The organism is Pantoea stewartii (genome assembly GCF_011044475.1).
GTDB lineage: Bacteria > Pseudomonadota > Gammaproteobacteria > Enterobacterales > Enterobacteriaceae > Pantoea > Pantoea stewartii.
In genome coordinates this window covers 2,585,437-2,611,276 of sequence record NZ_CP049115.1, presented here as the reverse complement: position 1 = coordinate 2,611,276, position 25,840 = coordinate 2,585,437, and the positions used below count along the sequence as shown (strand labels likewise).

General features: G+C 53.0%; 28 protein-coding genes. 8 read left to right on the top strand and 20 right to left on the bottom strand.

The window, feature by feature from the left end:
* Window positions 1-2: 2 nt before the first annotated feature.
* The 8 genes from G5574_RS12460 to G5574_RS12425 form a co-directional block, all read right to left on the bottom strand.
* A complete protein-coding gene (locus G5574_RS12460) occupies window positions 3-299 on the bottom strand; it encodes a hypothetical protein (RefSeq protein ID WP_164482687.1) in 297 nt (98 codons plus the stop codon).
* Window positions 292-483, bottom strand: a complete 192-nt coding sequence (locus tag G5574_RS12455; RefSeq protein ID WP_164482686.1) for a hypothetical protein — start codon at window positions 481-483, stop codon at window positions 292-294. The genes G5574_RS12460 and G5574_RS12455 overlap by 8 nt, the downstream gene beginning before the upstream one ends.
* Window positions 476-655 (bottom strand): DUF4222 domain-containing protein, encoded by a 180-nt coding sequence (locus G5574_RS12450; protein WP_164482685.1) that lies wholly within the window; start codon window positions 653-655, stop codon window positions 476-478. Before G5574_RS12450 ends, G5574_RS12455 begins: the two co-directional genes overlap by 8 nt.
* Window positions 648-1,706, bottom strand: a complete 1,059-nt coding sequence (locus G5574_RS23940; protein WP_342356026.1) for a host cell division inhibitor Icd-like protein — start codon at window positions 1,704-1,706, stop codon at window positions 648-650. The genes G5574_RS12450 and G5574_RS23940 overlap by 8 nt, the downstream gene beginning before the upstream one ends.
* On the bottom strand, window positions 1,693-2,454 hold the full coding sequence (locus G5574_RS12440) for a phage antirepressor KilAC domain-containing protein (RefSeq protein ID WP_164482684.1): 762 nt from the start codon (window positions 2,452-2,454) through the stop codon (window positions 1,693-1,695). Before G5574_RS12440 ends, G5574_RS23940 begins: the two co-directional genes overlap by 14 nt.
* 9 nt (window positions 2,455-2,463) lie before the next feature.
* On the bottom strand, window positions 2,464-2,766 hold the full coding sequence (locus G5574_RS12435) for a helix-turn-helix transcriptional regulator (RefSeq protein ID WP_164482683.1): 303 nt from the start codon (window positions 2,764-2,766) through the stop codon (window positions 2,464-2,466).
* A gap of 176 nt (window positions 2,767-2,942) precedes the next feature.
* Entirely contained in the window at window positions 2,943-3,704 is a 762-nt protein-coding gene (locus tag G5574_RS12430; RefSeq protein WP_164482682.1) for a hypothetical protein, read from the bottom strand.
* A complete protein-coding gene (locus tag G5574_RS12425; protein WP_164482681.1) occupies window positions 3,697-4,926 on the bottom strand; it encodes a tyrosine-type recombinase/integrase in 1,230 nt (409 codons plus the stop codon). Before G5574_RS12425 ends, G5574_RS12430 begins: the two co-directional genes overlap by 8 nt.
* A gap of 508 nt (window positions 4,927-5,434) precedes the next feature.
* Between G5574_RS12425 and prlC the strand changes: the two genes are divergently transcribed.
* Window positions 5,435-7,477, top strand: a complete 2,043-nt coding sequence (gene prlC / locus G5574_RS12420) for an oligopeptidase A (protein WP_039342788.1) — start codon at window positions 5,435-5,437, stop codon at window positions 7,475-7,477.
* 7 nt (window positions 7,478-7,484) lie between these two features.
* Window positions 7,485-8,237, top strand: a complete 753-nt coding sequence (gene rsmJ / locus G5574_RS12415; protein WP_280530477.1) for a 16S rRNA (guanine(1516)-N(2))-methyltransferase RsmJ — start codon at window positions 7,485-7,487, stop codon at window positions 8,235-8,237.
* Between the two features lie 64 nt (window positions 8,238-8,301).
* Here the strand turns inward: rsmJ and uspA are convergent, their stop codons facing one another.
* A complete protein-coding gene (uspA, locus tag G5574_RS12410; RefSeq protein ID WP_006121100.1) occupies window positions 8,302-8,739 on the bottom strand; it encodes a universal stress protein UspA in 438 nt (145 codons plus the stop codon).
* 424 nt (window positions 8,740-9,163) lie between these two features.
* Between uspA and uspB the strand changes: the two genes are divergently transcribed.
* A complete protein-coding gene (gene uspB / locus G5574_RS12405) occupies window positions 9,164-9,499 on the top strand; it encodes a universal stress protein UspB (RefSeq protein WP_006121097.1) in 336 nt (111 codons plus the stop codon).
* 36 nt (window positions 9,500-9,535) lie between these two features.
* Here the strand turns inward: uspB and pitA are convergent, their stop codons facing one another.
* Window positions 9,536-11,038 carry an inorganic phosphate transporter PitA gene (gene pitA, locus G5574_RS12400; protein ID WP_033738258.1) on the bottom strand — a complete coding sequence of 501 codons (1,503 nt, stop codon included), beginning with the start codon at window positions 11,036-11,038 and terminating at the stop codon, window positions 9,536-9,538.
* A gap of 241 nt (window positions 11,039-11,279) precedes the next feature.
* On the opposite strand from pitA, the gene G5574_RS12395 reads away from it, so the two are divergent.
* Entirely contained in the window at window positions 11,280-12,464 is a 1,185-nt protein-coding gene (locus G5574_RS12395; protein WP_033738343.1) for a BaiN/RdsA family NAD(P)/FAD-dependent oxidoreductase, read from the top strand.
* 24 nt (window positions 12,465-12,488) lie between these two features.
* On the opposite strand, the gene G5574_RS12390 is transcribed toward G5574_RS12395, so the two are convergent.
* From G5574_RS12390 to G5574_RS12355, 8 genes are all read right to left on the bottom strand, one after another.
* Complete coding sequence (locus G5574_RS12390) at window positions 12,489-13,739, bottom strand: D-amino acid dehydrogenase (protein ID WP_164482679.1); 1,251 nt, start codon at window positions 13,737-13,739, stop codon at window positions 12,489-12,491.
* Window positions 13,740-13,810: 71 nt separating this feature from the next.
* Window positions 13,811-14,761, bottom strand: coding sequence for an oligopeptide/dipeptide ABC transporter ATP-binding protein (locus G5574_RS12385; RefSeq protein ID WP_110268708.1), 951 nt, complete (start codon window positions 14,759-14,761; stop codon window positions 13,811-13,813).
* Window positions 14,754-15,740 (bottom strand): ABC transporter ATP-binding protein, encoded by a 987-nt coding sequence (locus G5574_RS12380; RefSeq protein WP_058701451.1) that lies wholly within the window; start codon window positions 15,738-15,740, stop codon window positions 14,754-14,756. Before G5574_RS12380 ends, G5574_RS12385 begins: the two co-directional genes overlap by 8 nt.
* Entirely contained in the window at window positions 15,740-16,633 is an 894-nt protein-coding gene (gene ddpC, locus G5574_RS12375) for a D,D-dipeptide ABC transporter permease (protein ID WP_006121090.1), read from the bottom strand. The genes G5574_RS12380 and ddpC overlap by 1 nt, the downstream gene beginning before the upstream one ends.
* 3 nt (window positions 16,634-16,636) lie before the next feature.
* Entirely contained in the window at window positions 16,637-17,653 is a 1,017-nt protein-coding gene (locus tag G5574_RS12370) for an ABC transporter permease (RefSeq protein WP_164483230.1), read from the bottom strand.
* A gap of 54 nt (window positions 17,654-17,707) precedes the next feature.
* A complete protein-coding gene (locus tag G5574_RS12365) occupies window positions 17,708-19,273 on the bottom strand; it encodes an ABC transporter substrate-binding protein (RefSeq protein ID WP_164482678.1) in 1,566 nt (521 codons plus the stop codon).
* Window positions 19,270-19,854, bottom strand: a complete 585-nt coding sequence (gene ddpX / locus G5574_RS12360) for a D-alanyl-D-alanine dipeptidase (RefSeq protein WP_164482677.1) — start codon at window positions 19,852-19,854, stop codon at window positions 19,270-19,272. The genes G5574_RS12365 and ddpX overlap by 4 nt, the downstream gene beginning before the upstream one ends.
* An 18-nt stretch (window positions 19,855-19,872) precedes the next feature.
* Window positions 19,873-20,739, bottom strand: a complete 867-nt coding sequence (locus G5574_RS12355) for a MurR/RpiR family transcriptional regulator (RefSeq protein ID WP_006121084.1) — start codon at window positions 20,737-20,739, stop codon at window positions 19,873-19,875.
* 609 nt (window positions 20,740-21,348) lie between these two features.
* Here G5574_RS12355 and G5574_RS12350 point away from each other — a divergent pair.
* The 4 genes from G5574_RS12350 (at window position 21,349) to G5574_RS12335 (ending at window position 23,963) form a co-directional block, all read left to right on the top strand.
* Entirely contained in the window at window positions 21,349-21,546 is a 198-nt protein-coding gene (locus G5574_RS12350) for a hypothetical protein (protein WP_033738245.1), read from the top strand.
* A gap of 1 nt (window position 21,547) precedes the next feature.
* A complete protein-coding gene (locus G5574_RS12345; RefSeq protein ID WP_006121083.1) occupies window positions 21,548-22,369 on the top strand; it encodes a hypothetical protein in 822 nt (273 codons plus the stop codon).
* 132 nt (window positions 22,370-22,501) lie between these two features.
* Window positions 22,502-23,182, top strand: a complete 681-nt coding sequence (locus G5574_RS12340; RefSeq protein WP_054686854.1) for an SDR family oxidoreductase — start codon at window positions 22,502-22,504, stop codon at window positions 23,180-23,182.
* A gap of 124 nt (window positions 23,183-23,306) precedes the next feature.
* Window positions 23,307-23,963, top strand: a complete 657-nt coding sequence (locus G5574_RS12335; protein ID WP_006121081.1) for an epoxyqueuosine reductase QueH — start codon at window positions 23,307-23,309, stop codon at window positions 23,961-23,963.
* A gap of 9 nt (window positions 23,964-23,972) precedes the next feature.
* On the opposite strand, the gene G5574_RS12330 is transcribed toward G5574_RS12335, so the two are convergent.
* Window positions 23,973-24,449 carry a helix-turn-helix domain-containing protein gene (locus tag G5574_RS12330; RefSeq protein ID WP_054632927.1) on the bottom strand — a complete coding sequence of 159 codons (477 nt, stop codon included), beginning with the start codon at window positions 24,447-24,449 and terminating at the stop codon, window positions 23,973-23,975.
* Window positions 24,450-24,735: 286 nt separating this feature from the next.
* A complete protein-coding gene (gene hemB, locus G5574_RS12325; RefSeq protein WP_006121079.1) occupies window positions 24,736-25,713 on the bottom strand; it encodes a porphobilinogen synthase in 978 nt (325 codons plus the stop codon).
* Between the last annotated feature and the right edge of the window lie 127 nt (window positions 25,714-25,840).

Sequence of the window (25,840 nt, the reverse complement as noted above, 5' to 3'; positions counted from 1 at the left end):
TGTCATTTAATCCCCTTACACATGATTTCATATCCAGCCTGCTGGCTGTTGTGCTGAAGCGCCTGAGCAATACGTGGTAAATCCCTCAGTGCGCTGCCAGCCAGGAAGAAATCGCGCCTTGCATCTTCGGCGGTGTATTCCTCGCTCTGGCTTGCTTCATAGGTCAGGTTGCCAATTAGGCGCAATGCGTCAGTGATCGACTGATAAGCTAATTCGCAGGTGTCCTGATAATGGCGAAGCTGATCAGTATCCATTTGCTTTAGCTCGCGGTTGAGAAGTGCGTGATAAATATCAGCCATGCTTCACCCCCGAATTCTCAACAACACCACGGATTTTTCTGCAGCGCTGTAGGGCCACTTCTAATAGGTCGATGGACATTTCATACTCTTCCTGCTTGAGGTGGCTCATTTCCATAGCAGCCTTGATGATGGTTTCTAAGCCATATAACTCACTGTCTAAATGGATTGGGGTTTGCTTATCCATGACTGACCTCCTGAGCAGGGGTGAACTCTTTAACGAAACGTTGCTCCGGCCATGTGCAGGGGCAATCGAAACCATCACGAATGAACGCTACGCGGTTGAAAGCTGCGCCCACTACAGTGACAAGTTCGCCCCGGCTGTTCTGCCAGCGCTGCTTAGGCTGAATGCTATGCATGACGCACCTCCGTTAATGGCAGGCGTGCAGCAAGTGAGAGAATGAAGTGCGGGGCCAGTACGCGGCGGGCGTCCTGCTCTGTTTCTGCCTCTACTGACAGGCGGCACGGCTTTGCAGCCATATCAGCGCGATCAATAGCCAGAAAACGCCATGTAAATTTAGGGTGAGTTTGGGTATGCTGTTGAACAGCCATAATGTAAGCCTCGATTACGTTGTGGTAAGAGGCCCGGTAAGTGTTAGCGCACTGCCGGGCTTCGTTGTTTTTGTCCACCTCACCAAACGAAGTGAACACCACCAATATATTCACAGGTGAACACCACGTCAACGCTTGATTTAAGATTTTCCTCAGGCATACTGAACACCACCAAGCATATGGAGATTCAGCAATGGCAACGGGTAGAAGAAATAACAAGTCACTACAAGTTTCAGTAAGGCTTCCGCTTGCAGATCTTGAGTTGATTGAAGGCGTTAAAGAACCTGATGAAAGCACGGCCGGTTTTTTGATAGCAGCGGCCAAAAATGAAATTAAGCGACGCCAGCGCAAAAAGACTAAGGACACCTCACAGGAATAACAGTCTGACCTTTCAGGGGCATTAATCGGTAAGTATCTGATTTCTTCGATAACCTTGTTTTGAGATAATCGTCCTTTTCCCTCATTGGGGTAAAAGCTCAGAACCGACTCGCTCAAAGATAGTCGGATGGGCTCACCGACAATGGCGTTTCTCGAAGAAATCAATGAGTTAATTATCCATTGGGGGGTATATCCAAAAGTCGAGACACCCCTCTTCAGTACCGAAGATGCGCTGTAAAACCAGCCTATTAGCGATAACGAAGATGCGTCCAACTTTGGACATATCGATGAAGCGCATTTTTGCGCTTCGGTCAATAACGTTGGCGCAGTTACCACGCTGGATATCCCGTAGTCAGAAAAGATATGAGCAAATCTTCGCGCATTGACCTGACCGATCAGTGTGATATTATTTTTAGCGATGTTTGAGAAGTGACTTAGGCGGCCCTGCAAGGCCGCTTTTGTTTTATTAGACTCCCGCATTTCGACCTCCCAGCATCCCAGCCTCAAAAAGTTTTTTTGCAAGCCACTGAATACCCTTCGGCGTGAATTTTGCCTGGGTAAATGCATGACCGTTAGTCATGTTCTCACCAGTTTTGACGATAAAGCGTCCTAACTCGATGTGATGGGCGTAAGGTGTCAGCTTTCCTGCCAGTGCATACATGATCCCTTTATCAATCAGGAAGCGGCGCAATACAGTCTCTTTGACGTTAAGCAGCTTTGCGGCCTCCCTGAATCCCATGCTTCCAGAGGCATTTACGAACCGGTCAACGAAATCAGCTTTTGGTGCAGCATCCTGTAACTGAATTTCCAGTCTGGTTGCTTTCTCAGCCATATCAGCAGCCAGACGCAGTGCTTCAGGTAATGAATGAGGAATAGCAGCGGCCTTAGCCTGGCGTTCGCAGTTGATGAAATACCGGCGAACTTCTCTGCCCTTATCGTTGCGCTCAACCATTGCCAGCTCTTTGCCCATATCAGTTGTTATCAGGTAATCGTGTTCAATCTGCTGTCGATATTTTGCGCTCCCCGAAACGGGGGCGCTCAAATTTTCAACGACAACGAAATCCACGCCTGACGTAAAACCGTATTGATTTATGCGTCCCTTAATCCATGTCGTGAAATCGCGGCCAACCTCCAGGAACGTATGCAGCTTTCTGGCGCTGGCGAGTGATGCGGTCTCACCGCCAATGCTCCCCTGATGGATTGGCACTAACTGATTTAAATTCTTCATGATGGCCCCTTAAGCTGTTTTGCGGCTGTATGGGTTATTAACGTTGTTTACTGACGGCGGGTTGCGAACCCACCAGAGCACATCAGAAAGAAGCCAGGCGCAGCTATTGCGGCCAAAGTGACAACGGGCAGGAAAACGGCCTTCCTGTTCCATCTTCCAGCGGGTAGAGCGGGAAAGGCTGGTGATTTCCACGCACTCATCCTCACGAATACGCTTGTCGTATTTGAAAGCGTACTCATTGAGAATAGTGCGGCGTTGCTCAGGAGTCGGGGGGGTAAATTGTTGAGCTTGCGCAGGTGCATTATTTGACATGTTTAGTTCTCCGTTTTGGTGTTATGGAGATTGTGCAGTGTCAAAAATGATTATGTAATTTGCGCTAAACCTCTATTAATAGCTGTTTATACATCATTGGCAGAAAATCTTGATTCTTGGTCAATTTAGTGACATTGGCGTAAATTAATGCACTTTACCCAATTTTACGCCAATGTCTAACTACTTTTGTTAATGCTCACTACTGTCTCAATATCAATATCAGAATTAAGAAAAATACTGCTTATGACCGCTGTAATATTGTAAAGTGAGTCACCAAAACCACTTTTGAAAAAGTCACTCAAAGACCTAACAAAAAAGGTTTTTTCAGGCGTTCCGCTCTTCCTTTTTATAACTGATACCGGATTAAATTCTTCTGCTTTCTGACTAAGAGAATCAAGAACAGAGCTAAGGTAAGGTCCGTTTACCCCGACTGAATTCCAGGCGGCAGAAATTCCTAATACATCGTCAGTGTTATCTACATATGTACCATTAACTTCTGAACAATATTTATCCAGCACATAATCCATGACCTTTAATCTGTCACCGCCTTGCCATTTATCTTGGAATCTTCTAACAAAATAACCATGGCTCATGTAAGAAGTTACCGAACTATCAAGCGGCGTGCCGTCTAACTCCATGGAGAGCATTCTTGAAAGTTCAGAAATCCTCTTTATCTTAGCTATCTTATTTTTATGCGTCACTAAATCCCATTCGCTAGGACCTTCGGCCAATTCATTTATTTTCATGGCAAGGCATGCGAAGAAAAAAAACGGACTATTCAGAGAATTTGCTCTTTTAGAAAGGGCGCTCCAAATGAACATCATTCGCTCATCAAAAATCAATTTAGAGGTGATATCTTTGCATCCATCAGCATTAATAAGCTCAGACTCATAATACCTAATGATTTCTTCATGAACATAATCAGGATAATTACTCATTTCCACCAGCCTTAAGTAAAACTACGTTTTTGTGGTTGCCTGCAAGTACTTCAAGCCGATTACACCACTTATTAAGCGCATCCAGCTTTTCAGGCAGATACTGACTGCGGTTGTAAACTGCCATTACGCCGCCCAATGAGTGCCCTAGCAGTAATTCAACAATATGAGGCGGTATACCGAGATCGTTCATATAGGTTGAGAAAGTGCGGCGCAAATCATGTAAGCGCCAGTGCTCATCATGACTGAGCCTTTTTGCGACATATGCGCCCACCTGGCTTACTGCTGTATTCTTTTTCAGTTCGCCCAGCAGATAGCCTGTGTGTCTGTTCTCGTCCACCAGCCGCTTTATCAGTGGAAATAATTTTTCAGGAATCGGCCTGATAATCTTCTCGCCGGTCTTGCTGTGGCTTTCCGGTACAGTCCAGAGTCTTTCCTTCAAATCCCATTCCCTGATTTCTGAGAGCCTCAGTTCTACAGTACGGGCACCGAACACCAGCAGCAGATGAATAATGTTTTGATAGTAGGGCGCAAAGAAATCTGCTCTCAGCGCGGTTAGCAGGTCACGCAATTCACGGTTAGACAGAACGCGCTTGCGACGATTCACCTTTACACCAATATCCTGCATTGTGAGGCCGTCCAGCGCATGGTAGACGGCAAACCGCCGAACGCGGCAAAACTTAAAAGCCTGCTGTGACATTTGCAGAAGCATTCCGGCAATGCTTGGAGCTGTTTTCTTTGTTCGGGCAAGGCAGGTAAGCCAGTGATGGGTTTCACAGTCTGATAGAGCCATTTCGCCAATGTGCGGGAATATATGCTTGTCGAAACGCTCACGGTAGCGGGTATCGTTGACCAGATTGCCATCCACGTATTCGGCAAGCCAGTACTCAATAGCGTCTTTCACCGTGGCAGGCTTTAAGGTTATTTCCCTGTCCAGTTTAAGCATCCTTTGCGGATCACGACCTTCAGCCAGCCACTGGCGGCACTGATCGCGTAATTCTCTCGCTTTGGATAAGGTCAGGTCTGGATAGCGGCCCAGCGTAGCCAGTTTTGCCTCTGTAGCGCGGCCACCAAGGCGATATTTAAAAAGCCATGTAATTGAGCCTGACTTGGTGATCCTGACCATCAGCCCGGCACCATCAGATATTTTTACCAGCTTGTCAGATTCCACGCCCAGCAATGAGCGAAGTTTTCGGTCACTTAACTTATTAATGGATGTAGCCATACCTGATGCGCCGTTTTATTACCCCACCGATTACCCCACAGTCTGCCGCATAACTGCATAAACGTCAAAAAACACTGGAACAATGTACAGTGGGTTTAAAGGGTTAACTTGTTGATAAATAACAAAACTGGGTAAGCATGAGTAAGCACAAAAACCATTAATGAAGATTGTGGCGATAACTCAACATAAAAAAGGGTATGTCCGCGATTGAAGCTAAAAATAATCAAGTTGGCCCGATTATAACGACAGATAAGAATAATTGCTGGCATTTCGCGCATGGCAGCGGGCCTCTGGCCCTGGATTACAGGGTAAACCTTCTGCGCCATCGGTGTGTTAGCCTGTTTTATCCTCTGCTATGGTTAATCCAAACGCCGGCGGAAGGCCAGCCTGGCGCTATTCTGCTATTCATGACCGGTTACACCATTGATTTTCAGCATTCCAGACCGCATGTTAATAAGATTGCGTTGCGCGATTCATCGCGCCCCACACATTGTTAAAGGACTGCGCTATGACTAATCCGTTACTCACCTCGTTCACGCTTCCCCCGTTTTCGGCGATTAAGCCTGAGCACGTGGTGCCTGCCGTGACCGACGTTTTGAATGAATGCCGGGCGATGGTGGAAAAAGTGGTAGCGCACGGCGCACCTTACACCTGGGACAATCTTGTCCAGCCGCTGGCAGAAGCCGACGATCGCCTGAGCCGTATTTTTTCGCCGGTCAGCCATCTGAACTCGGTTAAAAACAGCCCGGAACTGCGTGAAGCCTACGAGCAAACGCTGCCGCTGCTGTCTGAGTACAGTACCTGGGTTGGTCAGCACGAAGGGCTCTATCAGGCTTACCGGGATTTAAAGGAAAGCAGTCATTACCGCACGCTGGATCAGGCGCAGCAGAAAGCCGTCGATAACGCCCTGCGTGACTTTGAACTGTCCGGGATTGGTCTGGAAAAAGACAAGCAGCAGCGCTATGGCGAAATTGCCGCGCGTTTGTCTGAGCTGGGCTCTGCCTACAGTAACAACGTGCTGGATGCCACGATGGGCTGGAGCAAGCTGATCACTGACGAAAGCGAACTGTCGGGCATGCCGGAGAGCGCACTGGCCGCAGCGAAAGCGCAGGCTGAAGCCAAAGGTCAGGAAGGCTGGTTGCTGACGCTGGATATTCCCAGCTACCTGCCGGTGATGACCTACTGTGATAACGCCGCGTTGCGTGAAGAAATGTACCGTGCTTATTCCACCCGCGCCTCCGATCAAGGCCCTAATGCGGGCAAATGGGATAACGGCCCGATTATGGCCGAGGAGCTGGCTCTGCGCCACGAACTGGCTCAGCTGCTGGGTTTCGACTCCTTCGCGGATAAATCGCTGGCAACTAAAATGGCGCAAAGCCCTGCTCAGGTGATCGATTTCCTGAACGATCTGGCTGACCGCGCACGTCCACAGGGCGAGAAAGAGCTGGCGCAGTTGCGTGCTTTCGCGAAGAAAGAGTACGGCGTGGAGACCATGAATCCCTGGGATCTGACCTACTATGGCGAAAAACAGAAACAGCACCTCTACACCATTAGTGATGAGCAACTGCGTCCTTACTTCCCGGAATCCCGTGCGGTGTCTGGCCTGTTTGAAGTCGTCAAACGCATCTATGGCATCACCGCCAAAGAGCGGACGGATGTGGATGTTTATCACCCGGATGTGCGTTTCTTCGATCTGTTTGATGAAAGTGGCGAGCTGCGCGGCAGCTTCTACCTTGACCTGTATGCGCGTGAGCATAAGCGTGGCGGCGCGTGGATGGATGACTGCGTTGGGCAGATGCGTAAAGCCGATGGCAGCCTGCAAAAACCGGTCGCTTACCTGACCTGTAACTTTAACCGTCCCGTCAGTGGTAAACCGGCGCTGTTCACGCACGACGAAGTGATCACCCTGTTCCATGAGTTTGGTCACGGCCTGCACCACATGCTGACCCGCGTTGAGGCGGCTGGCGTGTCAGGCATTAACGGTGTGCCATGGGATGCGGTGGAACTGCCAAGTCAGTTCATGGAGAACTGGTGCTGGGAGCCGGAGGCGCTGGCGTTTATTTCCGGGCACTACGAAACCGGCGAGCCACTGCCTGAAGACCTGCTGAATAAGATGCTGGCAGCGAAAAATTACCAGGCGGCGTTGTTCATCCTGCGCCAGCTGGAGTTCGGTCTGTTCGATTTCCGTCTGCATACTGAATTCAACCCAGAAAAAGGCGCACAGATCCTGGAGACGCTGCGCGAAGTGAAAAGCAAAGTCGCCGTGGTCCCCAGCCCGGAATGGGGCCGCTTCCCGCATGCGTTCAGCCATATCTTCGCGGGCGGTTACGCAGCGGGTTATTACAGCTATCTGTGGGCCGATGTACTGGCGGCGGATGCGTATTCACGTTTTGAAGAAGAGGGCATTTTTAACCGCGAAACCGGTCAGTCCTTCCTCGACAACATTCTGACGCGCGGCGGTTCGGAAGAACCGATGGAGCTGTTTAAACGCTTCCGTGGCCGTGAGCCTCAGCTGGATGCCATGCTGGAACACTACGGTATTCAGGGATAAGCCGTACGTGAAAATTTGTTTGTTTGATGAAACAGGCGCCGGTGACGGCGCCTTGTCTGTTTTGGCCGAACGCTGGCAACTGACGCATTGTGACGATGCGGTGCTGGCGCTGGTAAAGACCGCAACGCATCTTGAACTGCGTAAGCGGGATGAGCCTAAACTGGGCGGCATCTTCGTGGATTTTGTTTCCGGTGCCATGGCGCATCGCCGGCGTTTTGGCGGTGGCCGTGGCGAAGCGGTAGCAAAAGCGGTCGGCATTAAAGGCAGTTACCTGCCCGATGTGGTGGATGCGACCGCCGGGTTAGGGCGCGATGCGTTTGTGCTGGCGGCCTTAGGCTGTCGGGTGCGCATGCTGGAACGGCATCCCGTGGTGGCGGCACTGCTGGAAGACGGGCTGGCGCGTGGCTATCAGGATGCGGAAATTGGTGGCTGGCTGCGTGAGCGTCTTTCACTGATTCATGCCTCCAGTATTCAGGCACTCACCGATATTGCGCCACCGCCAGATGTGGTTTATCTCGATCCTATGTATCCCCATCGACAAAAAAGCGCCATGGTGAAAAAAGAGATGCGGGTGTTTCAGTCATTAGTCGGCGCGGATGAGGATGCGGATGCCTTGCTGGAACCGGCCCGCCGTCTGGCAAAGAAGCGTATCGTGGTGAAACGTCCTGGTTATGCGCCACCGCTGGCCGGTGTCGTTACGCAGTCTGCGGTGGTCACGAAAAGCCACCGCTTCGATATCTATCCGCCGCTCGCGGAGTAGTCATGTCAAGCCGGTCGGCGGCGACGTTCCTTCACGTCAACCGCCCCGGCTTTTTTCGTGCGGGTTATTCGTCATCCTCGTCGCGCAGTGGCACGATCAACATGTCGATATGCACGGTATTGATCAACTGACGCGCTGATGACATCAGCTTGCTCCAGAAATCCTGATGATGACCGCACACCACCATGTCCACGTCGTATTTTTTAATCGCATCGACCAGCACCTGGCCCAGATCGCCACTGCCGCTCAGGGTTTCGGTGATGGGATAGCCCGCTGCATCTGACAGATTTTTCAGCGCCAGATGGGTTTCTTCAGAAATCCGCTTTTGCATATCGCCCAGGTTGACGTCAATCAGGCCGGTGTACAGATCAGAGTAATTCACATCGACATGAATCAGCGAAATTTTGGCGTCGTAAGGGCGCGCGAGCGAGACAGCTTTATCCACTAATAACTGACTTTCTGGCGAAAGATCGACTGCAATCAGGATATGTTTATAAGCCATGATATAACTCCTTCCACGAGATTCAGAATGGCAGCGGTTTCCAGACGCGTCACAGCTGCGAAATCCATTGCGCGAACGGGCGATGAGCGCCACCAAATTGGGTAACCTGCAATACAGGCAATGCTGTTGTTATACCTGAAAGTATAGCCCTGTGTGTTAACAAATGCTTCTGAAGCCGTCTGGCTTGTGAATAAGATCAATGATGAACGATTTTTACTCGTATAAAACGAAAATCCTCGCTGGTAAAAAATTGAACATTTCTCCTAAACTAAAAAAAGCAGCCTTGATCACATGGCTGTTACTTTTCTGATGATTCAAAAATAAAACTACAAATCGCTTAACGGGGTTGTTGGCAAATTCTGCAGGGACTGTTCAGCATGGTGCGCGTTCTGCGCTGTTCTGCGGTGCCGGTAAGGAGGGTGACATGATCAGCACTATCGCGCTTTTTTGGGCTCTTTGTGTGGTATGCCTTGTAAATATGGCGCGCTATTTCTCTTCGTTGCGTGCGCTGCTGGTGGTTCTGCGGGGTTGCGATCCCCTCTTATACCAATATGTTGACGGCGCGGGTTTTTTCACCTCCCATGGTCAGCCTGGCAAGCAGGTGCGGCTGGTCCGCTATATCTGGGCAAGGCGCTATCTTGATCATCATGATGACGAATTTATTCGCCGGTGTGAGCGGGTAAGAGGCTTGTTTTTGTTGACCAGTTCGCTGTGCGGATTAGTCATTATCAGTTTGATCGCCCTGGCTATCTGGCATTAAAAAGGGCGACCGAAGTCGCCCTGATGTGCTGCTTACTCAGATGAGCTTCAGCGCTATCCAGTAGAGTGAACCTGATAACAAAATACAGACCGGCAGGGTGAAAACCCAGGCCATGGCGATGTTTTTGATCGTTTTACTCTGCAGTCCGCCACCGTCGACCAGCATGGTGCCGGCCACGGAAGACGAGAGGATGTGGGTCGTGGAAACCGGCATGCCGGTGTAGCTGGCAATCCCTATGGACACTGCGGCAGTAACCTGCGCCGACATGCCCTGCGCATACGTCATGCCTTTTTTACCGATTTTCTCACCGATGGTGGTGGCCACGCGGCGCCAGCCAATCATCGTGCCGATTCCCAATGCCAGTGCGACCGCCATGATAATCCATACCGGGGCGTACTCAATGGTGTTCAGCAGGTCGCCTTTGAGCTTGCCCAGGAAGCGTTTATCCTCTGGCGAGGTTTCCGGCAGCTTCGCCGCTTTATCGGCCGTATCGGAAATACACAACAAGAGGCGACGCATCTGGCTGCGTTGCTCAACCGACAAGTCGTTGTAGTTTTGCAGATTGTTCAGAAGCACCTGCGCACGCTGCACGGCCTGAAGCGCACGCGCACTGTCGCAGTGAAACTCTTTGGGACTGGTGGGTTCGACTTCTTCCGGCGTGGGCAGCTTAGGCGGTGCCATCTGGATAATATGGGTCAGTGATTCGCTGTGCTGCTGGTAATACTGTTCCAGGTGATTCACAGCATCGCGCGTTCGCGTGATGTCGTAACCCGACGCGTTCATATTGACCACAAAGCCCGCTGGCGCAACGCCAATCAGGACCAGCATAATCAGACCAATGCCTTTTTGCCCGTCGTTAGCACCATGTGAATAACTGACGCCAATGGCGGAGACAATCAGGGCGGTACGGGTCCAGAAAGGCGGTTTTTTCTTGCCGTCAATCTTCTCACGGTCAGCGGGCGTCATATGAATGCGTGCACGCTTTTTGGTGTTGCTCCAGTAACGGCGCAGAAGGAAAATCAGGCTGCCCGCAATCACCAGACCGACAATGGGGGAGAGAATGAGCGACAGGAAGATATTCAGCACTTTCGGAATGTTAAGCGCATCCACCACCGATGTCCCGCTCATTAACGCATTGGTCAGGCCAATACCGATAATCGCGCCGATCAGGGTGTGAGAGCTGGAGGCCGGAAGCCCTAAATACCACGTTCCCAGGTTCCAGATAATCGCGGCCAGCAGCATGGAGAAGACCATAGCAAGACCGTGAGCGGAGCCAACATTGAGCAGCAGATCGGTCGGGAGCATATGCACGATGGCGTAAGCCACGCTTAATCCGCCGAGCAGCACGCCAAAGAAATTGAATACCCCAGCCATTAACACAGCAAGCTGAGCACGCATAGCGCGTGTATAGATGACCGTCGCAACCGCGTTGGCCGTATCATGGAAGCCGTTAATTGCTTCGTAAAACAATACAAACAGCAGAGCAAGAACCAGTAACAGGCCGGTGCTAAGATCGAGACCAGCAAACAGATGTAGCATAGACGTTACGCCATTTTGGAGGACATGAACGCGGCGCATTATCCGCGACAATATGTGGTCTGGGAAAGGAAAATATAGACCTGAACCGGCTTAAAAGTGTCAATTTTGTAAGCTTAAAGGCGTAAATTCCTTAAAAATTATAAAGTTACATTATGACATAATTGAGTCAATTTTTTGACACTGGCATCAACTCAGGCAGATCACTACAATCTGCCCCTCTTTTATCAGGTGGACAATGGCAGTGGAACAGTTTGACGTTATCGTGATTGGAGCAGGGGCCGCGGGGCTTTTTTGTGCCGCGCAGGCTGGACAGCGCGGTCGCCGCGTATTACTGCTGGATAACGGCAAAAAGCCGGGCCGCAAGATTTTAATGTCAGGCGGCGGGCGCTGTAATTTCACCAATCTCTATACCGAACCGGCCGCCTACCTGTCGAACAATCCCCATTTCTGTAAGTCAGCGCTGGCGCGTTATACCCAATGGGATTTTATCGATCTGGTGAATCGTCACGGCATTGCCTGGCACGAGAAAACGCTGGGGCAACTGTTTTGCGATGAGTCTGCGCAGCAGATGGTCGATCTCCTGCTCGCCGAGTGTGAAAAGGGGCGTGTGACCCTGCGTTTGCGCAGCGAAATCCTGAGTGTAACCCGCGATGAAGCGGGCTACGTCCTGCAACTCAACGGCAGCAGCGTACAGGCAGAGAAGCTGGTCATCGCCAGCGGCGGGCTTTCCATGCCGGGCCTGGGCGCGTCACCGTTTGGCTATAAAGTGGCCGAGCAGTTTGGGTTAACGGTGTTGCCAACCCGTGCCGCCCTGGTGCCCTTTACGCTGCATAAACCCCTGCTTGAACAACTGCAGACACTGTCCGGTGTGGCGCTGGACACGACCATCGAAGCGAAAGACGGCACCGTCTTCAAAGAGGCGATGCTGTTTACCCATCGTGGCCTGTCCGGCCCGGCGGTCTTGCAGATTTCCAGCTACTGGCAGCCGGGTGAGTTTATCTCGGTCAATCTCTCGCCTGCCACGCCGCTGGATGCGTTCCTCACGATTCAGCGTGACGCGCACCCGAATCTGAGTCTGAAAAACAGTCTGGCGAAAATTCTGCCTAAGCGCCTGGTCGAAATCTTACAGGAAATGCAGGTGGTGCCGGATGTCACGCTGAAGCAGCTGAACAGCAAGCAGCAGTCAGCGCTGGTGCAGACGTTGCACAACTGGCAGGTGCAGCCCAACGGCACGGAGGGTTACCGTACCGCTGAAGTCACGCTGGGCGGTGTGGATACGACTCAGCTGTCCTCTAAAACAATGGAAGCACGTGACGTGCCGGGACTCTATTTTATCGGTGAGGTCGTTGACGTGACCGGCTGGCTGGGAGGCTATAATTTCCAGTGGGCCTGGAGCTCGGCCTGGGCTTGCGCGCAGGCCGTGTAACGTGCTTCGCCGTCAGTGACGCGCTCAGGCATAGCGCGAAACCGCATAGTCTGCGTGCGCAATCTCGGGCTGTTTGCCTGAAATCACATCACTTAACAGCTGGCCGGATCCGCAGGCCATCGTCCAGCCCAGCGTGCCATGTCCGGTGTTCAGCCACAGGTTGGTGAAATGTGTATGACCGACAATCGGCGTGCCGTCAGGCGTCATCGGCCGTAATCCGGTCCAGAAGGTCGCCTGCTCAACGCGGCCGCCACGGGGATAAAGATCGTTTACCACCATCTCAAGCGTTTGCCGTCTCGCGGGCAGCAGGGTTGTGCTGTATCCCACGATTTCCGCCATACCACCGACGCGGATGCGATTATCAAAACGCGTGATGGCAATTTTATAGGTTTCATCCAGTACCGTGGAAACCGGGGCACCGGCCTCATCGGCGAGGGGAATCGTCAGGGAATAGCCTTTCAGCGGATACACCGGAATGTACATAAGTGGTCGAAGCAACTGGGTAGAGTAAGCGCCAAATGCCATAACGTACCCGTCTGCCGTCAGCGTCTGATCGCCACAGACAATCCCCCTGATCCTATCACCTTCGCTCAGTAGCGCATCCACCTGCGTGTTAAAGCGGAACGTGACGCCGGCATCGCGCGCCAGGGCGGCAAGTCGCTGGGTAAACAGCTGGCAATCGCCAGTCTCATCGTTAGGCAACCGTAAACCTCCCGTCAACTTGTGCTTTACGTCAGCCAGTGCAGGTTCGACGGTCGCCAGCTGGTCGGCTTCAAGCAGTTGATACGGCACGCCAGCCTCCTGCAGCACGGCAATATCACGCGCTGCGTTTTCAAACTGCTGTTCTGTGCGAAACAGCTGCAGGGTGCCGCCCTGGCGTCCTTCATATTCAATTCCTGTGCTGGCCCGCAGCGCACTGATGCAGTCACGGCTGTACTCTGCCAGTCTGACCATCCTGGCTTTATTGACGGCATAGCTGTGAGGATTGCAGTTTTTCAGCATTTGCATCATCCAGGCCAGCTGGAAGCGAGATCCATCCGGCCGTACCGAAAGGGGCGCATGGCGCTGCACCATCCACTTCACCGCTTTAAGCGGCACGCCTGGCGCGGCCCAGGGCGCGGCGTAGCCAGGCGAGATCTGACCGGCGTTGGCGGCGCTGGTACCCAATGCCGGGCCCGCTTCGCGTTCGATCACGGTGACCTGATGCCCTGCCTGCTGCAGATACCAGGCGGTGGTGACGCCCACCACGCCGCTGCCAAGCACAATGATTTTCATCGCAATGTCTTCCTGAAAGAGTGATCGTTAAAAGGTGGTCGCGTTGCGCCACCCGCTTGATGTGTTGTGAATCAGGCATGCATAAGGTTATGGGCCAGCCAGCACCTGACCGCCCGCCCGTCATCCTGAACGCGCAAAGGCTGAGGCGTGGCACAGCCACTTGTTGCCTGCGGACAGCGATCGCGAAAGAAACAGCCGGTTGGCAGGTGGCGGTTACCCGGTAGTTCGGTGTTGACGGGAGCCCCCTCCAGCGGCGCGCCAATGCGTGGCACAGAGTCCATCAGCAATTGCGTATAGGGATGCTGAGGTGAATCGAGAACGTGCTGAGCCGCGCCCAGTTCGACAATCTGGCCCAGATACATGACCGCAACGCGATCGCTCATGTGACGGACGACCGAGACGTTGTGAGAGATCAGGATATACGTCAGATTGTACTGCTGTTGCAGTTCCACCAGCAGGTTCAGAATCTGCGCCTGGACAGAAATATCCAGTGCCGAGGTAGGTTCATCCAGCACAATGATGTCGGGTTGGGAGGACAGTGCCCGGGCGATGGCAATGCGTTGACGCTGACCGCCGGAAAACGCATGCGGTGGACGGTCCAGGTATTCCGGGCGAATCCCCACCTGACGGGCCAGGGATTCAGCCAGGGCGCGTCGCGTTTTTTCTGACGCGCGTGACTGAATCCAGACCGGTTCGGTCATGATACGCCAGACCGGCAGGCGGGGGTCCAGTGACGAGAGCGGATCCTGAAAGACCATTTGCATGCGACGTTCCCGGCCTCCGCCAGCGGCGGTGGCCAGGTCAAGCTGACCCGTTGTCGGACTCAGCATGCCCATCAACAGTTTCGCCAGGGTGCTTTTGCCGCAACCGGATTCACCGACAATGCCCAGCGTTTCGCCCTGTCTGACCTGGATATCCAGGCCATTCAGTGCATGAACCCGTTCCGTCACTTTGCCACGCCAGTTCTTCTTCGCAGGAAAGGCAACGTGTACGTTTTGTAGCGTGAGCAGAGCATCAGACATGGCGCGTCTCCTGTTGTGGATACCAGCAGGCCACCTGCTGGGCAGCGTTGCCCGTCGCCTGTAAACGTGGTGCGCGGGTGCAGCGTTCGCCTGCCGCGAAGCAGCGCTCGCGAAACGCACAGCCCGAGGGCAGGCAGGTCAGGTTGGGGACGGTGCCGGAAATGGACGCCAACGGGGCGCGCGGTTCGCTGGCATCGGGCGAGCAGGCAAGCAGGCCAATGGAATAGGGATGGCTCGGTGAATGCAGGACGGTTTCCGTCAGGCCGCTTTCAATGACTGCGCCGGCGTACATGACGTAAATCCGGTCGCACAACTGCGAAACCACCGCCATATCGTGGCTGATAAACAGCACCGCCGTGCCCGTTGCCTCCGCTTTTTGTTTTAACAGGCGCAGTACCTGACGCTGTACGGTGACATCCAGCGCGGTCGTGGGTTCATCGGCAATCAGCAGATCGGGTTCACAGGAAAAGGCCAGGGCGATCATGACGCGCTGACGCATACCGCCGGAAAGCTCGAAGGGATAGCGCGCCATCACGTTCTTTGCGTCCGCGATTTGCATATCGCCCAACAGCGCAAGCGCCCGTGCGTTGGCCTCACGGGCTGACACGGGACGATGTTGTCGAATGACATCTACCATCTGCTTGCCGATGCGGCGAGTGGGATTCAGGGCGGTCATGGGTTCCTGAAAGATCATGGCAACGCGATTGCCGCGCATTTTACGCATCGCGGCCTCACTGGCGGTCAGGACATTCTGTCCCGCCAGTTCCAGTTTGCCGCTTTTGATCTGATAGCTGTGTTCGGGAATCAGCCGCATCGCCAGCATGGCGGTGACCGATTTCCCCGAACCGGACTCCCCGACTACGCCGACAATTTCACCACGGTTAATGTGCATGGACACATTGTTCAGCACATTCACCTCGCCCTGATAGACTGGGAAACTGAGGCGTAAATCCTCAATCGTCAGGATTCTCTCTTGCATCAGTGACGTCCTCCTGCTTTCGGATCCAGCAGATCCTGAATCCCATCGCCAAACAAATTGAATCCAACGGCGGTGATTAAGATCGCCGCGCCGGGGAAGGTGCAGTACCACCACTGGTCCAGCACGTAGTTGCGCCCGTTCGCTACCATCGCGCCCCATTCAGCGGTCGGTTGCTGCGCGCCTAAGCCAATGAAGCCCAGCGTCGCGGCCATCAGAATGGCGCTGCCGATATCCAGCGAGGCCTGTACCACCAGCGGCGGCAGTGCATTACGCAGGATATGCCAGCTAATCAGATGCCAGCGCGAGGCACCAAAGGTTTTGGCGGCTTCGACAAAGGTATGCTGTCTGACAATCAACGTCTGACCGCGTGCCAGCCGGACGTAAAAAGGAATACGCACAATGGCGATGGCGAGCATGGCGTTAAACAGGCTCGGTCCCAGCGCCGCGGCCAGCGCCATGGTCAGCACCAGCGAAGGGATAGACAGCATGATGTCCATCAGGCGCATAATGAGCGCATCGCTGCGACCGCCCAGAACACCGGACAGACAGCCCAGTAATGAACCGCTGATGCCCGCCAGCAACACCACGGCCAGTCCGGCCGCGACAGACTGCTGGCTGCCGACCAACACGCGACTAAACAGATCCCGGCCCACTTCATCGGTGCCAAACCAGTGCGCAGCACTGGGCGGCTGAAGACGGTCGGTCAAACTGATGGCATTCGGATCGTGGGGCACCAGCCAGGGCGAGAACACCATCAATCCCAGCATCAGGACAATAATGGCGGCCCCCAGCAGGGTCAGTGGACTTTTACGCACCATCCAGAGCCGACGCTTCCAGACGAGAAGCGTGGGTTTCGCCTGACGTACAGCAGGCTGTTCTTGCGTCATCATCATGCGTTACGCTCCCCGACCCATGCGCGGGTCAATCCACAGATAAAGAAGATCCACAAACAGGTTGACCAGCACGTACGCAAAGGACACGACGATGGCAAAACCCATCACGGCGGGAAAATCGAGTGCCTGAATCGAGGACACCACGTACGCGCCCATACCGGGCCAGGCAAACACGGTTTCGGTCAGGACGGCACCATACAGCAGGTCACCCAGGGCCAGCCCCAGCACGGTCACAGAGGGGATCAGGGCGTTGGGCAGGGCATAGCGCACGACGATAGTAAACTTAGGCAGTCCGCTCGCCAGCGCGGTGCGAATATAGTCTTCGCTTAACTGTTCCAGCATGGCCGAGCGAATCTGACGCGCCACGATGCCCAGATGGACAAAGGCCAGCGTGGTGGCAGGCAAAATCAGATGCTGCAGGGCGTTCATAAAGACCTCAGTATTGCCCTCCAGCAAGGCATCAACCAAGTAGAAACCGGTGATGCGTGTGGGTGGATCAAGCCAGTCATCCAGGCGTCCGCCGCCGGGCAGCAGGTTCAACTTGCCATAAAACAGGACGATGGCACCCAGTCCCAGCCAGAACGCCGGGGTCGAAATACCGGTCAGCGCCAGCAGACGCACCAGATGATCAAGCCAGCGGTTGCGATAAACGGCAGAAAGCACGCCCAGCGGCACGCCGACCAGCAGCGCGATCAACAGCGCACAAAAGGCCAGCTCCAGCGTGGCGGGAAAGAATGCCCGCAAATCGTCTAACACCGGGCGGCCTGTGCGGATCGAGGTGCCCAGATCGCCATGCAAAAGTTGCTGTACATAACGGATAAATTGTTGCCACAGCGGTAAGTTCAGCCCTAACTGCTGGCGGATGTGTTGGACAATTTCATCACTGGCACGATCGCCGGCCAGCAGCCTGGCCGGATCCCCGGGAATAAGATGCGAAATAATAAACGTAATGACGCAGACGCCAGCGACCACCAACAGCAGTCCCCAGCTACGCTGTCTTAACAGACTCCAGTAACTCATCATGTCTTCCTCAGCAGGGCCAGGCAGGCCCTGCGTGAACGGGCGTGAAGGTTGTTATTCTTTATGCATGGTGGCGAGGTTAAAGATTTGCTCCAGCATCGGATTAAACACGTAGCCTTTAACCGACTTATTCATCGCAACCTGATAATTTTTCTGGAATAAATACACGTAAGCCGCATCGTTAATCACGATCTGCTCGGCCTGCTGGTAATCGCGGGTCCGTTCAGCCTGACTGGTCGTGGAAACCGCTTTCTTCAGCAGCGCATCGACCGCCGGGTTGGAATAAAAAGAGCGGTTGCCGGGCAGACCTTTTTTGTCTGATTCAAACCAGTAGTTCATGAACATGTAGGGATCGGCAAAATCCGGGCTCCAGTTGCCAATGGCAATGTCATAGTCCGCTTTACCGATACGCTCGCGCATGGTGGCGTTGGCCAGTTTTTCCAGCTTAACGTTGATGCCCAGCGTCTTCAGATTGGCCTGCATGGAAAGGGCAATCGGCTCCCAGTTTGGATCGTTGTCCGAATAGAGAAAGGACAAGGTCTGCGGTTTGCTGGGCAGTTTAGCCAGTTCAGCCCTGGCTTTATCCATGTTAAAGCTGTACTGCATGGCCTGAGGATCATAGCCCCACATGCCTTCCGGAATCGGACCGCGCATCTGTTTACCGTTGCCGCCCAGAATGCCCTGTACCATGCCCTGGTAGTCGGTCGCCCAGGAGATCGCTCTGCGTAAATCAGGCTGATTTAGCGGTGCTTTGCTGTTGTTCAGATAGAGGTAGGTCACACGCAGGGCGGGATAATCCATGACGGTGACGTCACCTTGCTTCTTCAGCGCGGCGAACTGGTCTACCGGTAACGCATCGGCAATATCGACATCGCCTTTTGCCAGCTGCAAACGACGGGCAGAGCTTTCGCTGATAATTTTCACGGAAACGCGCTTAAAGGCCGGTTTAGGCCCCGTAAAGTGCGGGTTAGGCACCAGCACCAGCTGCTGACCTTTCTGCCAGCGTTGCAGCATATAGGCACCGGATCCTGCGGTATGCTCGGCCAGATAGCCGCGCGCATCATCGGCGGCGTTCGCTTTCAGCACGGCAGGGTTAATAATGGACGCGCCGTCATTCGCGAGCGTATAAAGAAACGGTGCGAACGGGGTGTTCAGCGTGAAACGCACGGTATGCGGATCGACTACCTCGACTTTCATGTCGGCTGGAAAGGCTTCCGACGGGCCTTGTTTGATACGCATCAGACGCTCAAAAGAGAGCTTAACCGCCTCAGCATTCACGGGTGAGCCATCGGCAAACGCGGCATCCGGACGTAGCGTAAACGTCCAGACCTTGCCATCGTCACTACTCTGCCAGCTTTGAGCCAGATCGCCCTCGATCTCCGTGGTGCCTTTACCGTCTTCTGTTTTGTATTTGATCAGGCGCTGGTAGGCAGGATACGTAACGGTCCAGTCATTGTTATCAATCGTCACCGCCGGATCCAGCGTCTGCGGATCGGCCGCTTTTCCTATCACCAGCATGTCTTTCGGTACCGCAGCCAGCACGGATGTCGTCGTGGCCGCGAGGGTAATAGCAAGTAACAAAGGGCGAAAATAATGGGGTGCTGTGTGCGTCATTGTCATGGTAAAACTCCGTCAGTCTGGGCTGGGGATATGCAGGTGAAAACATCGTTAATCAGCGGATAACGGGCCGCTTCCGGTAACTCGAAATGCCACCATTCGGTCGCAATGCCAGTAAAGCCACCGCCAAACATCACGGCATTAAGCAGTAGCCTGTTGCGCTGAGCAGCCAGCGGCACGTCGGGATGGTAGGGGTGCGACAGCGCCTGCATTTCATCAAACCCGGTTCCCATATCCAGAATGTGCCCGTCAGCATCGATTAGCGTGACATCAATCGCGGTGCCACGGCTGTGATTCGAGCCTTGCGATAAAGGCACGACGTAATTCTGATCAGGACAGGCGTGCCAAAGCAGCTCCTGCGCTTTTTGTGGGCGATAGGCGTCCAGCACCAGCAGCGTAAAACCCGCCACGCTGGCAATAGCAATACTTTTCTCCAGCGCGACGGCGGCATCGGTATGCAGCAGGCAGCGGGCTACGCTGTAGATGGGCTGGCCCGTAATGTTATCGGCGGTGGCATATTTCAGATCGATAGTCAGCGCCGGAAAGGCCACTGCGATATCGACCAGCTCTGTTTCCTGCATCATTCTGTAATCCCTGTTTTATCAATGTTCAAACTGACCAAATTCCTGCTGCAACAGTCGGTTTTGTGCCAGGCGCTGAGAAAGCGCGGGGCCAAGGCGTTCGACGACTGCAGACAGCAGAAGGTTGAAAAGGCAACTGATGGGGGCCAGCGAATCCCAAAAATTGGCGGTGTCCGTTTTTACCTGAAGTAAATCCACCGGATAATCTCGGGCCCATGGACACCAGATATCGGTAACCAGCGCCATCGACACGCCACGTGCGGTGGCGACCCGACAAAACTGTCTTGCTACGGTGGAATAGGCTCGCGTATCCGTAAGAATGACGTAAGGCTTTGACGACTCGGAGTTCAGCGACTCCAGCCAACTGCCCGAGCTGCCATCGGCATAGGTCACGCGCGGTCGCAGATATTCCAGATGACTGAAGAAGGTATTCGCGATGCCCCGGGTGGACTGAATCCCCAACACGATGACGGTTTCGGCCTCGGCTATTTGCTGGCTGATATGGCGAAAGGTCTCCGTCTGCGCCAGCTGGTAGACATAGCGGATAGCCTCTAACTCCATTTGTAGTGACTGGCTGGCCGGATCCGGCAGCGTGCGTTGCTGCTCCCATGAATCAAGGCGGTCAATCACGCCCCATTGCTTGTACGGCGTATTGGGCACATCGCGCAGCAGGTTTTTCACATCATCAAGATTTTTAAATCCCAGCTTGCGCAAATAACGCCCGACAGTAATTCCGCTGGTGCCGGTCGCCTGGGCAATGCTGTCCGCCGTTTCAAAGGGGATTTGTTCGGAATGGCTGAGCAGCCACGAACTTATCCGTTTTTCGCTGGGCGTTTGCTGACTAATGGCAGCCTCGATTTTTTTCAGCAGTTCGGTGTGAGCGCTCATGTCGTCCTCAATGTTACCTGGCTGTCATTGCTCGCAATGTTGTTATTTAAGTAACAAGCACAATGCATGCCAGTTTGCCCTGGCCTGTTAAAAAACAGCCACGTCAGGTGATTATGTGCAACGGAATGGTGGAGTTGATAGCCTGCCGATAAATTAAGCGCAATCGAGGTGCAACGTAATTGAAACTTGCATCACACTAGTGCAACAAAATAACCCGGTAATGTGATCCAGACTGAAGAAACGATGTTCCTCTTTCCGCGTACGAGCGAGTGGCCGATCCTTTACGTCGGGGCCGGCAACAAGGTGCGTACGATGCACGGCGCTGTCGACCGCCGCGATGAGCTGCCATCAGGCGACAAAAGCGGTTTGTGCACTGTCGTTTTATGGCGTGCATCGGGCAGACCGGATTGCGTTAAGAAGGGCATCATCGTCAGGGATGAATGAATTCGTTTCGCCATCTTTTATAAAGGGGGAGAGCAGAACGCGAAAAAATCAGCAACATTTACCGCTTCGTTAATCAGGCTTTTAAGAATGTTTACCGGCAATAAAATGGCAGCAAAGCCAATTCGGTCACATACTTGTGTTTTTTAACTCAGTAAGTGACCTGTCATGATCAGCTTTGTTCGTTCCTTGTTCGCCAGCCCGGATAAATTCCTCCAGATAATGAGCCGCCAGGACATAAACGACTCCATTGCCGATGGTGAGCGCATTATTATCGATGAAAACGGTAACGCCGCGGTCAATATCCTCAGTGAGGAAGTAAAGGAGGATTTCAACCGGCACGTCAATAGCTTAAAAGGAGTCTGAGGTGGGTACCGCGATTTTTATGGTATTGATGGTAAGTGGTTACTGGTACACCAGTCGGGATCTTTCCAGCCGTTTCAAAATGCGCCGTACCTCAGGCTGGGATGTCTATTTTCTGGTGGCGTTATACGGTTGTATATTCGTGCTTCAGGGGGTTTTTGCCACCGCATTTATTTGGTTTGTCTTATTTATTATTTCCTCCGTTTCTAACGCGCTTTATATTTTCCCCGGCGATCATCTTCAGCTGCAAATGAAGTTTATGAACTGGAGCTTTTTAGGTATTCAGGCACCGGTAGTCATTATGCTGACCTTCGCCATTCTGTTTTGCCTTTATCGCTCGAACTGGGCGGGCAGCGCACGGCTTAATGTCTCTGGCCGAAAAGACCTCTATCAAAAACTCTCCCGTTCTAACGGCGTCGAGCAGATGCTTTTCCAGTGCATGGAGGAGGGGGAGCTGGCATGGATCACGCTAAAATCGCGACGCATCTACATAGGCATGGTGCATGCGGCAACTTTTGAATATGAAAGCACCGCCAATATCGTGCTCATTCCGATGCTGAGCGGTTATCGCGACAGCCATACATTAAAGCTGGCGGTCGAACATAATTACAGTAGCTGGTACGCCGAGCACGGCATCACGCTGGATTCAGAACCCAAAAATGCCATGGCGTTTCGCAAAGTGATCATGCTGGACCAGATCGAGAGCTTCTCATTGTTCGATCCCGCCAGCGCGACAGCCCTGGCAATGGGGGAAGATCATCCGCAGAGTGTGGAAAAGAGCCGGGATGGCAACAAATCTTCGCCGCCTGATCAGCAAATTGAATAACCCAGGCAGGGCGTATCAGGACACACAGCAGGGTCGGAGCGGCGGTATCCGCACAAAACAGCCTGTATGATGCAGTGCGTGCGCTAACCCGCCTCTACTCTGCTTACTGACTTCATCAACGAGGACAATCCTATGGCTCATCAGGGGAAAATCTTAGTTATCGGCGCGTCGCGCGGCATCGGACTTGCCGTGGTTAACGCGTTTGTAGCCCATCACTGGCAGGTGACGGCCACATACCGCAGTGCTATTCCGCCACAAGGCGAGCACCCTGAGGTTGACTGGCATCAAGTGGATATAACGGATACCGACGCGGTTAAACACGTTGCGGTCCAGCTGAGTGGAGAGCCTTTTGACGCCATTTTGATTAATGCAGGCGTTTACGGGCCAGCGCATCAAAAGTTGGCCGAGACGGATGACAGCGAACTGATGCAGCTGTTCCTGACCAATGCCGTCGCGCCGGTACGTTGCGCTGAGATTTTGCTGCCGTTGCTGAATCAGCAAAAGGGCGTGATTGCGTTAACGTCTTCGCAGCTTGCCAGCCTGAATGAGAACCGCAGCGCGGACGCTCCTCTGTATTCGGCCAGTAAAGCGGCGCTCAATATGTTGACCCGTTCCCTTGCCAGAGGGGTAGAAGCGCAGAATGGCACGCTGTTAACGCTGCATCCCGGCTGGGTGAAAACGGATATGGGCGGCGATAAGGCCCCCCTTACGGCTGAAAAAAGCGCGGAAGGGATCTTCACGCAGTTGACGATGTTTCAGGGGCGCGGTGGTCACCACTATGTGGACTACGCGGGAAAAACGCTGCAATGGTAATGGCGTAAAGGAATTCGCCCTCAGGCCTTCACGACAGGCAGGGGCGATCCGATACACTGAAGTTTTGCAACAGACCTGTCCCGGCATTACACTGCCTTTTTTATTTCATTGATTGAAGGTGCTTATGTCTCAGCCCTATCAGCGTCAACCGCTACCGTTGCCCGGTGGACACAAAAAAGTGCTTCTGCACTCCTGCTGTGCGCCCTGTTCAGGGGAAGTCATGGAAGCCATGCTGGCCTCCGGCATTGAATACACGATCTATTTCTATAACCCGAATATTCATCCGCTTAAAGAGTACGAACTGCGCAAAGAGGAGAATATCCGCTTTGCTGAAAAGTTTAATGTGCCTTTTGTCGATGCAGATTACGATCGTGATGACTGGTTTAAACGGGCCAAAGGCATGGAATGGGAGCCTGAGCGTGGTGAGCGATGCACCATGTGCTTCGATATGCGTTTTGAGCGTACGGCGCTCTATGCGCATGAAAATGGTTTTCCTGTTATCACCAGTTGTCTGGGGATTTCCCGATGGAAGAACATGCAGCAGATTAATGACTGCGGTGTCCGTGCGGCGGCAAAATATCCCGATTTGACCTACTGGGAATTTAACTGGCGCAAAGGCGGCGGCTCGGCGCGTATGATCGAAATCAGTAAGCGCGAAAGCTTTTATCAGCAAGAGTACTGCGGATGTATTTACTCATTACGCGATACCAATCGTCATCGTGTTGCCAACGGGCGAGAGCGAATTCAGATTGGCGTGCAATATTATAAGCCGGACGAGTAACGCCTGTATTTAAAAAAAGCGGACTAAATCGTCGCTGCTCCGGGTGTCATTTATTCCGCTGTAAACCGGCTTTTTTGCCTTTTTCGGCGTCCGTATGCAGAGACTACAGGGATGCGCACCGGTGGACGTGGCGCTGTCCGTTCCCCCTTTCATTTGTCTTTTGCGGCAAACGCTGGGCGTACAGCCCATCATCTGTTTAAACGAGCGCGTAAAAGATTGTTGGCTTTCAAAATGGTATTTAACGGCCAGATTGATAATAGGTGTACGGCTGTTTTTGAGATCGTTAATACAGGATATTAATTTCTTCTTGCGAATATAGCGTGCAAGCGTTTCATCGTTATAGCGGGAAAATAACTTCTGCAGATACCATTTTGAATAGCCCGCCTTTTCCGCAATATCATCAATGCTTAATCGCTGATCGAGATTTTCATTAATCCATTCAGTAACAGAAATAATTACGCTCTCATTGTATTTGTTCTCATTCATAACACCCCCTTAAATAATGAGGATGATTTTAAATTAACATATGTTTCTCAAAATAGGCGTTACGTAAAGATTCTCAAGGAAGTGCATGGTTATTTCCAGGAATGTGAAATAACATGATGAGCAATTATATTTATGCGTGATATGTATATTATTTGTTGCAAAGGTGGGAGGGGTGACTTTGTGGTACTATTACATAACGTTACCATGCCGCAAGTAAAATGTCACCCTGAGCAAAGTTAAAACAGGCCTCTCTGCGACACGTTGTCGCATCGCAGAGAACGACTGCCTACAGCAGATTTTGCTCCGCCAGGTCGAGCGCAAAATAACTGAAGATCAGATCGGCACCCGCACGTTTAATGGCCCCCAGGCTCTCAAGCACCACGTTACGTTCATCAATCGCGCCGGCCTGCGCGGCAAATTTGATCATCGCATATTCACCGCTGACCTGATAAGCCGCCAGGGGAAGCTCAGTGCGTTCACGAATGTCGCGCAGGATGTCCAGATAGGCGCCAGCCGGTTTCACCATCAGCGAATCGGCACCTTCGGCGGCATCAATCAGTGATTCGCGAATGGCCTCGCGGCGATTCATGGGGTTCATCTGATACGTTTTGCGATCGCCTTTCAGCGCGGTTCCGGCGGCTTCACGGAACGGGCCGTAGAAGGATGACGCAAATTTGGTGGAATAAGACATAATCGCCGTTTGCGTAAAGCCCGCAGCATCCAGTGCCTGGCGGATAGCCTGCACCTGACCATCCATCGCGGCCGAGGGCGCGATAAAGTCAGCGCCTGCCGCTGCCGCGACAACGGCCTGCTTACCCAGGTTGATAAGGGTTGCGTCGTTATCCACGCCGTGATCGCACAGCACGCCGCAGTGACCGTGGCTGGTGTATTCACAGAAGCAGGTATCCGACATCACAATCATTTCAGGCACGGTATCTTTGCAAATGCGCGACATCCGTGCGACCAAGCCGTTTTCATTCCAGGCATCGCTGCCGGTCGCGTCGGTATGATGAGAAATCCCGAAGGTCATCACGGAGCGGATGCCTGCCCTGGCGATACGTTCAATCTCGTGGGCCAGACGTTTTTCCGGGATACGCCTTACGCCTGGCATAGCCTGAATGTCTTTATAGTCATCAACGCCTTCCTCAACAAAAATGGGTAAAGCCAGGTCGTTGATACTGAGGGTGGACTCCTGAAACATTGCACGCATGGATGCGCTGGCGCGCAATCTTCTGGGACGTTGGGTAAGGGAAAAATCAGACATAGTTACTCACGTAGCTAATTCAAATAAGACGGACAGTCTACTCCGATTAAGAGCAGGCGATGAAGGTTTGTGTGCGGTGCGCTGAGAGAATAAAACGTCTCCCGCCACAAGGCGGGAGACGGGGGAG

Bases quoted from the DNA above. Each gene is read 5' to 3' on its own strand.
- G5574_RS12460 (WP_164482687.1), bottom strand. From the start codon at position 299: ATGGCTGATATTTATCACGCACTTCTCAACCGCGAGCTAAAGCAAATG.
- G5574_RS12455 (WP_164482686.1), bottom strand. From the start codon at position 483: ATGGATAAGCAAACCCCAATCCATTTAGACAGTGAGTTATATGGCTTA.
- G5574_RS12450 (WP_164482685.1), bottom strand. From the start codon at position 655: ATGCATAGCATTCAGCCTAAGCAGCGCTGGCAGAACAGCCGGGGCGAA.
- G5574_RS23940 (WP_342356026.1), bottom strand. From the start codon at position 1,706: ATGCGGGAGTCTAATAAAACAAAAGCGGCCTTGCAGGGCCGCCTAAGT.
- G5574_RS12440 (WP_164482684.1), bottom strand. From the start codon at position 2,454: ATGAAGAATTTAAATCAGTTAGTGCCAATCCATCAGGGGAGCATTGGC.
- G5574_RS12435 (WP_164482683.1), bottom strand. From the start codon at position 2,766: ATGTCAAATAATGCACCTGCGCAAGCTCAACAATTTACCCCCCCGACT.
- G5574_RS12430 (WP_164482682.1), bottom strand. From the start codon at position 3,704: ATGAGTAATTATCCTGATTATGTTCATGAAGAAATCATTAGGTATTAT.
- G5574_RS12425 (WP_164482681.1), bottom strand. From the start codon at position 4,926: ATGGCTACATCCATTAATAAGTTAAGTGACCGAAAACTTCGCTCATTG.
- prlC (WP_039342788.1), top strand. From the start codon at position 5,435: ATGACTAATCCGTTACTCACCTCGTTCACGCTTCCCCCGTTTTCGGCG.
- uspA (WP_006121100.1), bottom strand. From the start codon at position 8,739: ATGGCTTATAAACATATCCTGATTGCAGTCGATCTTTCGCCAGAAAGT.
- uspB (WP_006121097.1), top strand. From the start codon at position 9,164: ATGATCAGCACTATCGCGCTTTTTTGGGCTCTTTGTGTGGTATGCCTT.
- pitA (WP_033738258.1), bottom strand. From the start codon at position 11,038: ATGCTACATCTGTTTGCTGGTCTCGATCTTAGCACCGGCCTGTTACTG.
- G5574_RS12390 (WP_164482679.1), bottom strand. From the start codon at position 13,739: ATGAAAATCATTGTGCTTGGCAGCGGCGTGGTGGGCGTCACCACCGCC.
- G5574_RS12385 (WP_110268708.1), bottom strand. From the start codon at position 14,761: ATGTCTGATGCTCTGCTCACGCTACAAAACGTACACGTTGCCTTTCCT.
- G5574_RS12380 (WP_058701451.1), bottom strand. From the start codon at position 15,740: ATGCAAGAGAGAATCCTGACGATTGAGGATTTACGCCTCAGTTTCCCA.
- ddpC (WP_006121090.1), bottom strand. From the start codon at position 16,633: ATGATGATGACGCAAGAACAGCCTGCTGTACGTCAGGCGAAACCCACG.
- G5574_RS12370 (WP_164483230.1), bottom strand. From the start codon at position 17,653: ATGAGTTACTGGAGTCTGTTAAGACAGCGTAGCTGGGGACTGCTGTTG.
- G5574_RS12365 (WP_164482678.1), bottom strand. From the start codon at position 19,273: ATGACAATGACGCACACAGCACCCCATTATTTTCGCCCTTTGTTACTT.
- ddpX (WP_164482677.1), bottom strand. From the start codon at position 19,854: ATGATGCAGGAAACAGAGCTGGTCGATATCGCAGTGGCCTTTCCGGCG.
- G5574_RS12355 (WP_006121084.1), bottom strand. From the start codon at position 20,739: ATGAGCGCTCACACCGAACTGCTGAAAAAAATCGAGGCTGCCATTAGT.
- G5574_RS12350 (WP_033738245.1), top strand. From the start codon at position 21,349: ATGATCAGCTTTGTTCGTTCCTTGTTCGCCAGCCCGGATAAATTCCTC.
- G5574_RS12340 (WP_054686854.1), top strand. From the start codon at position 22,502: ATGGCTCATCAGGGGAAAATCTTAGTTATCGGCGCGTCGCGCGGCATC.
- G5574_RS12335 (WP_006121081.1), top strand. From the start codon at position 23,307: ATGTCTCAGCCCTATCAGCGTCAACCGCTACCGTTGCCCGGTGGACAC.
- G5574_RS12330 (WP_054632927.1), bottom strand. From the start codon at position 24,449: ATGAATGAGAACAAATACAATGAGAGCGTAATTATTTCTGTTACTGAA.
- hemB (WP_006121079.1), bottom strand. From the start codon at position 25,713: ATGTCTGATTTTTCCCTTACCCAACGTCCCAGAAGATTGCGCGCCAGC.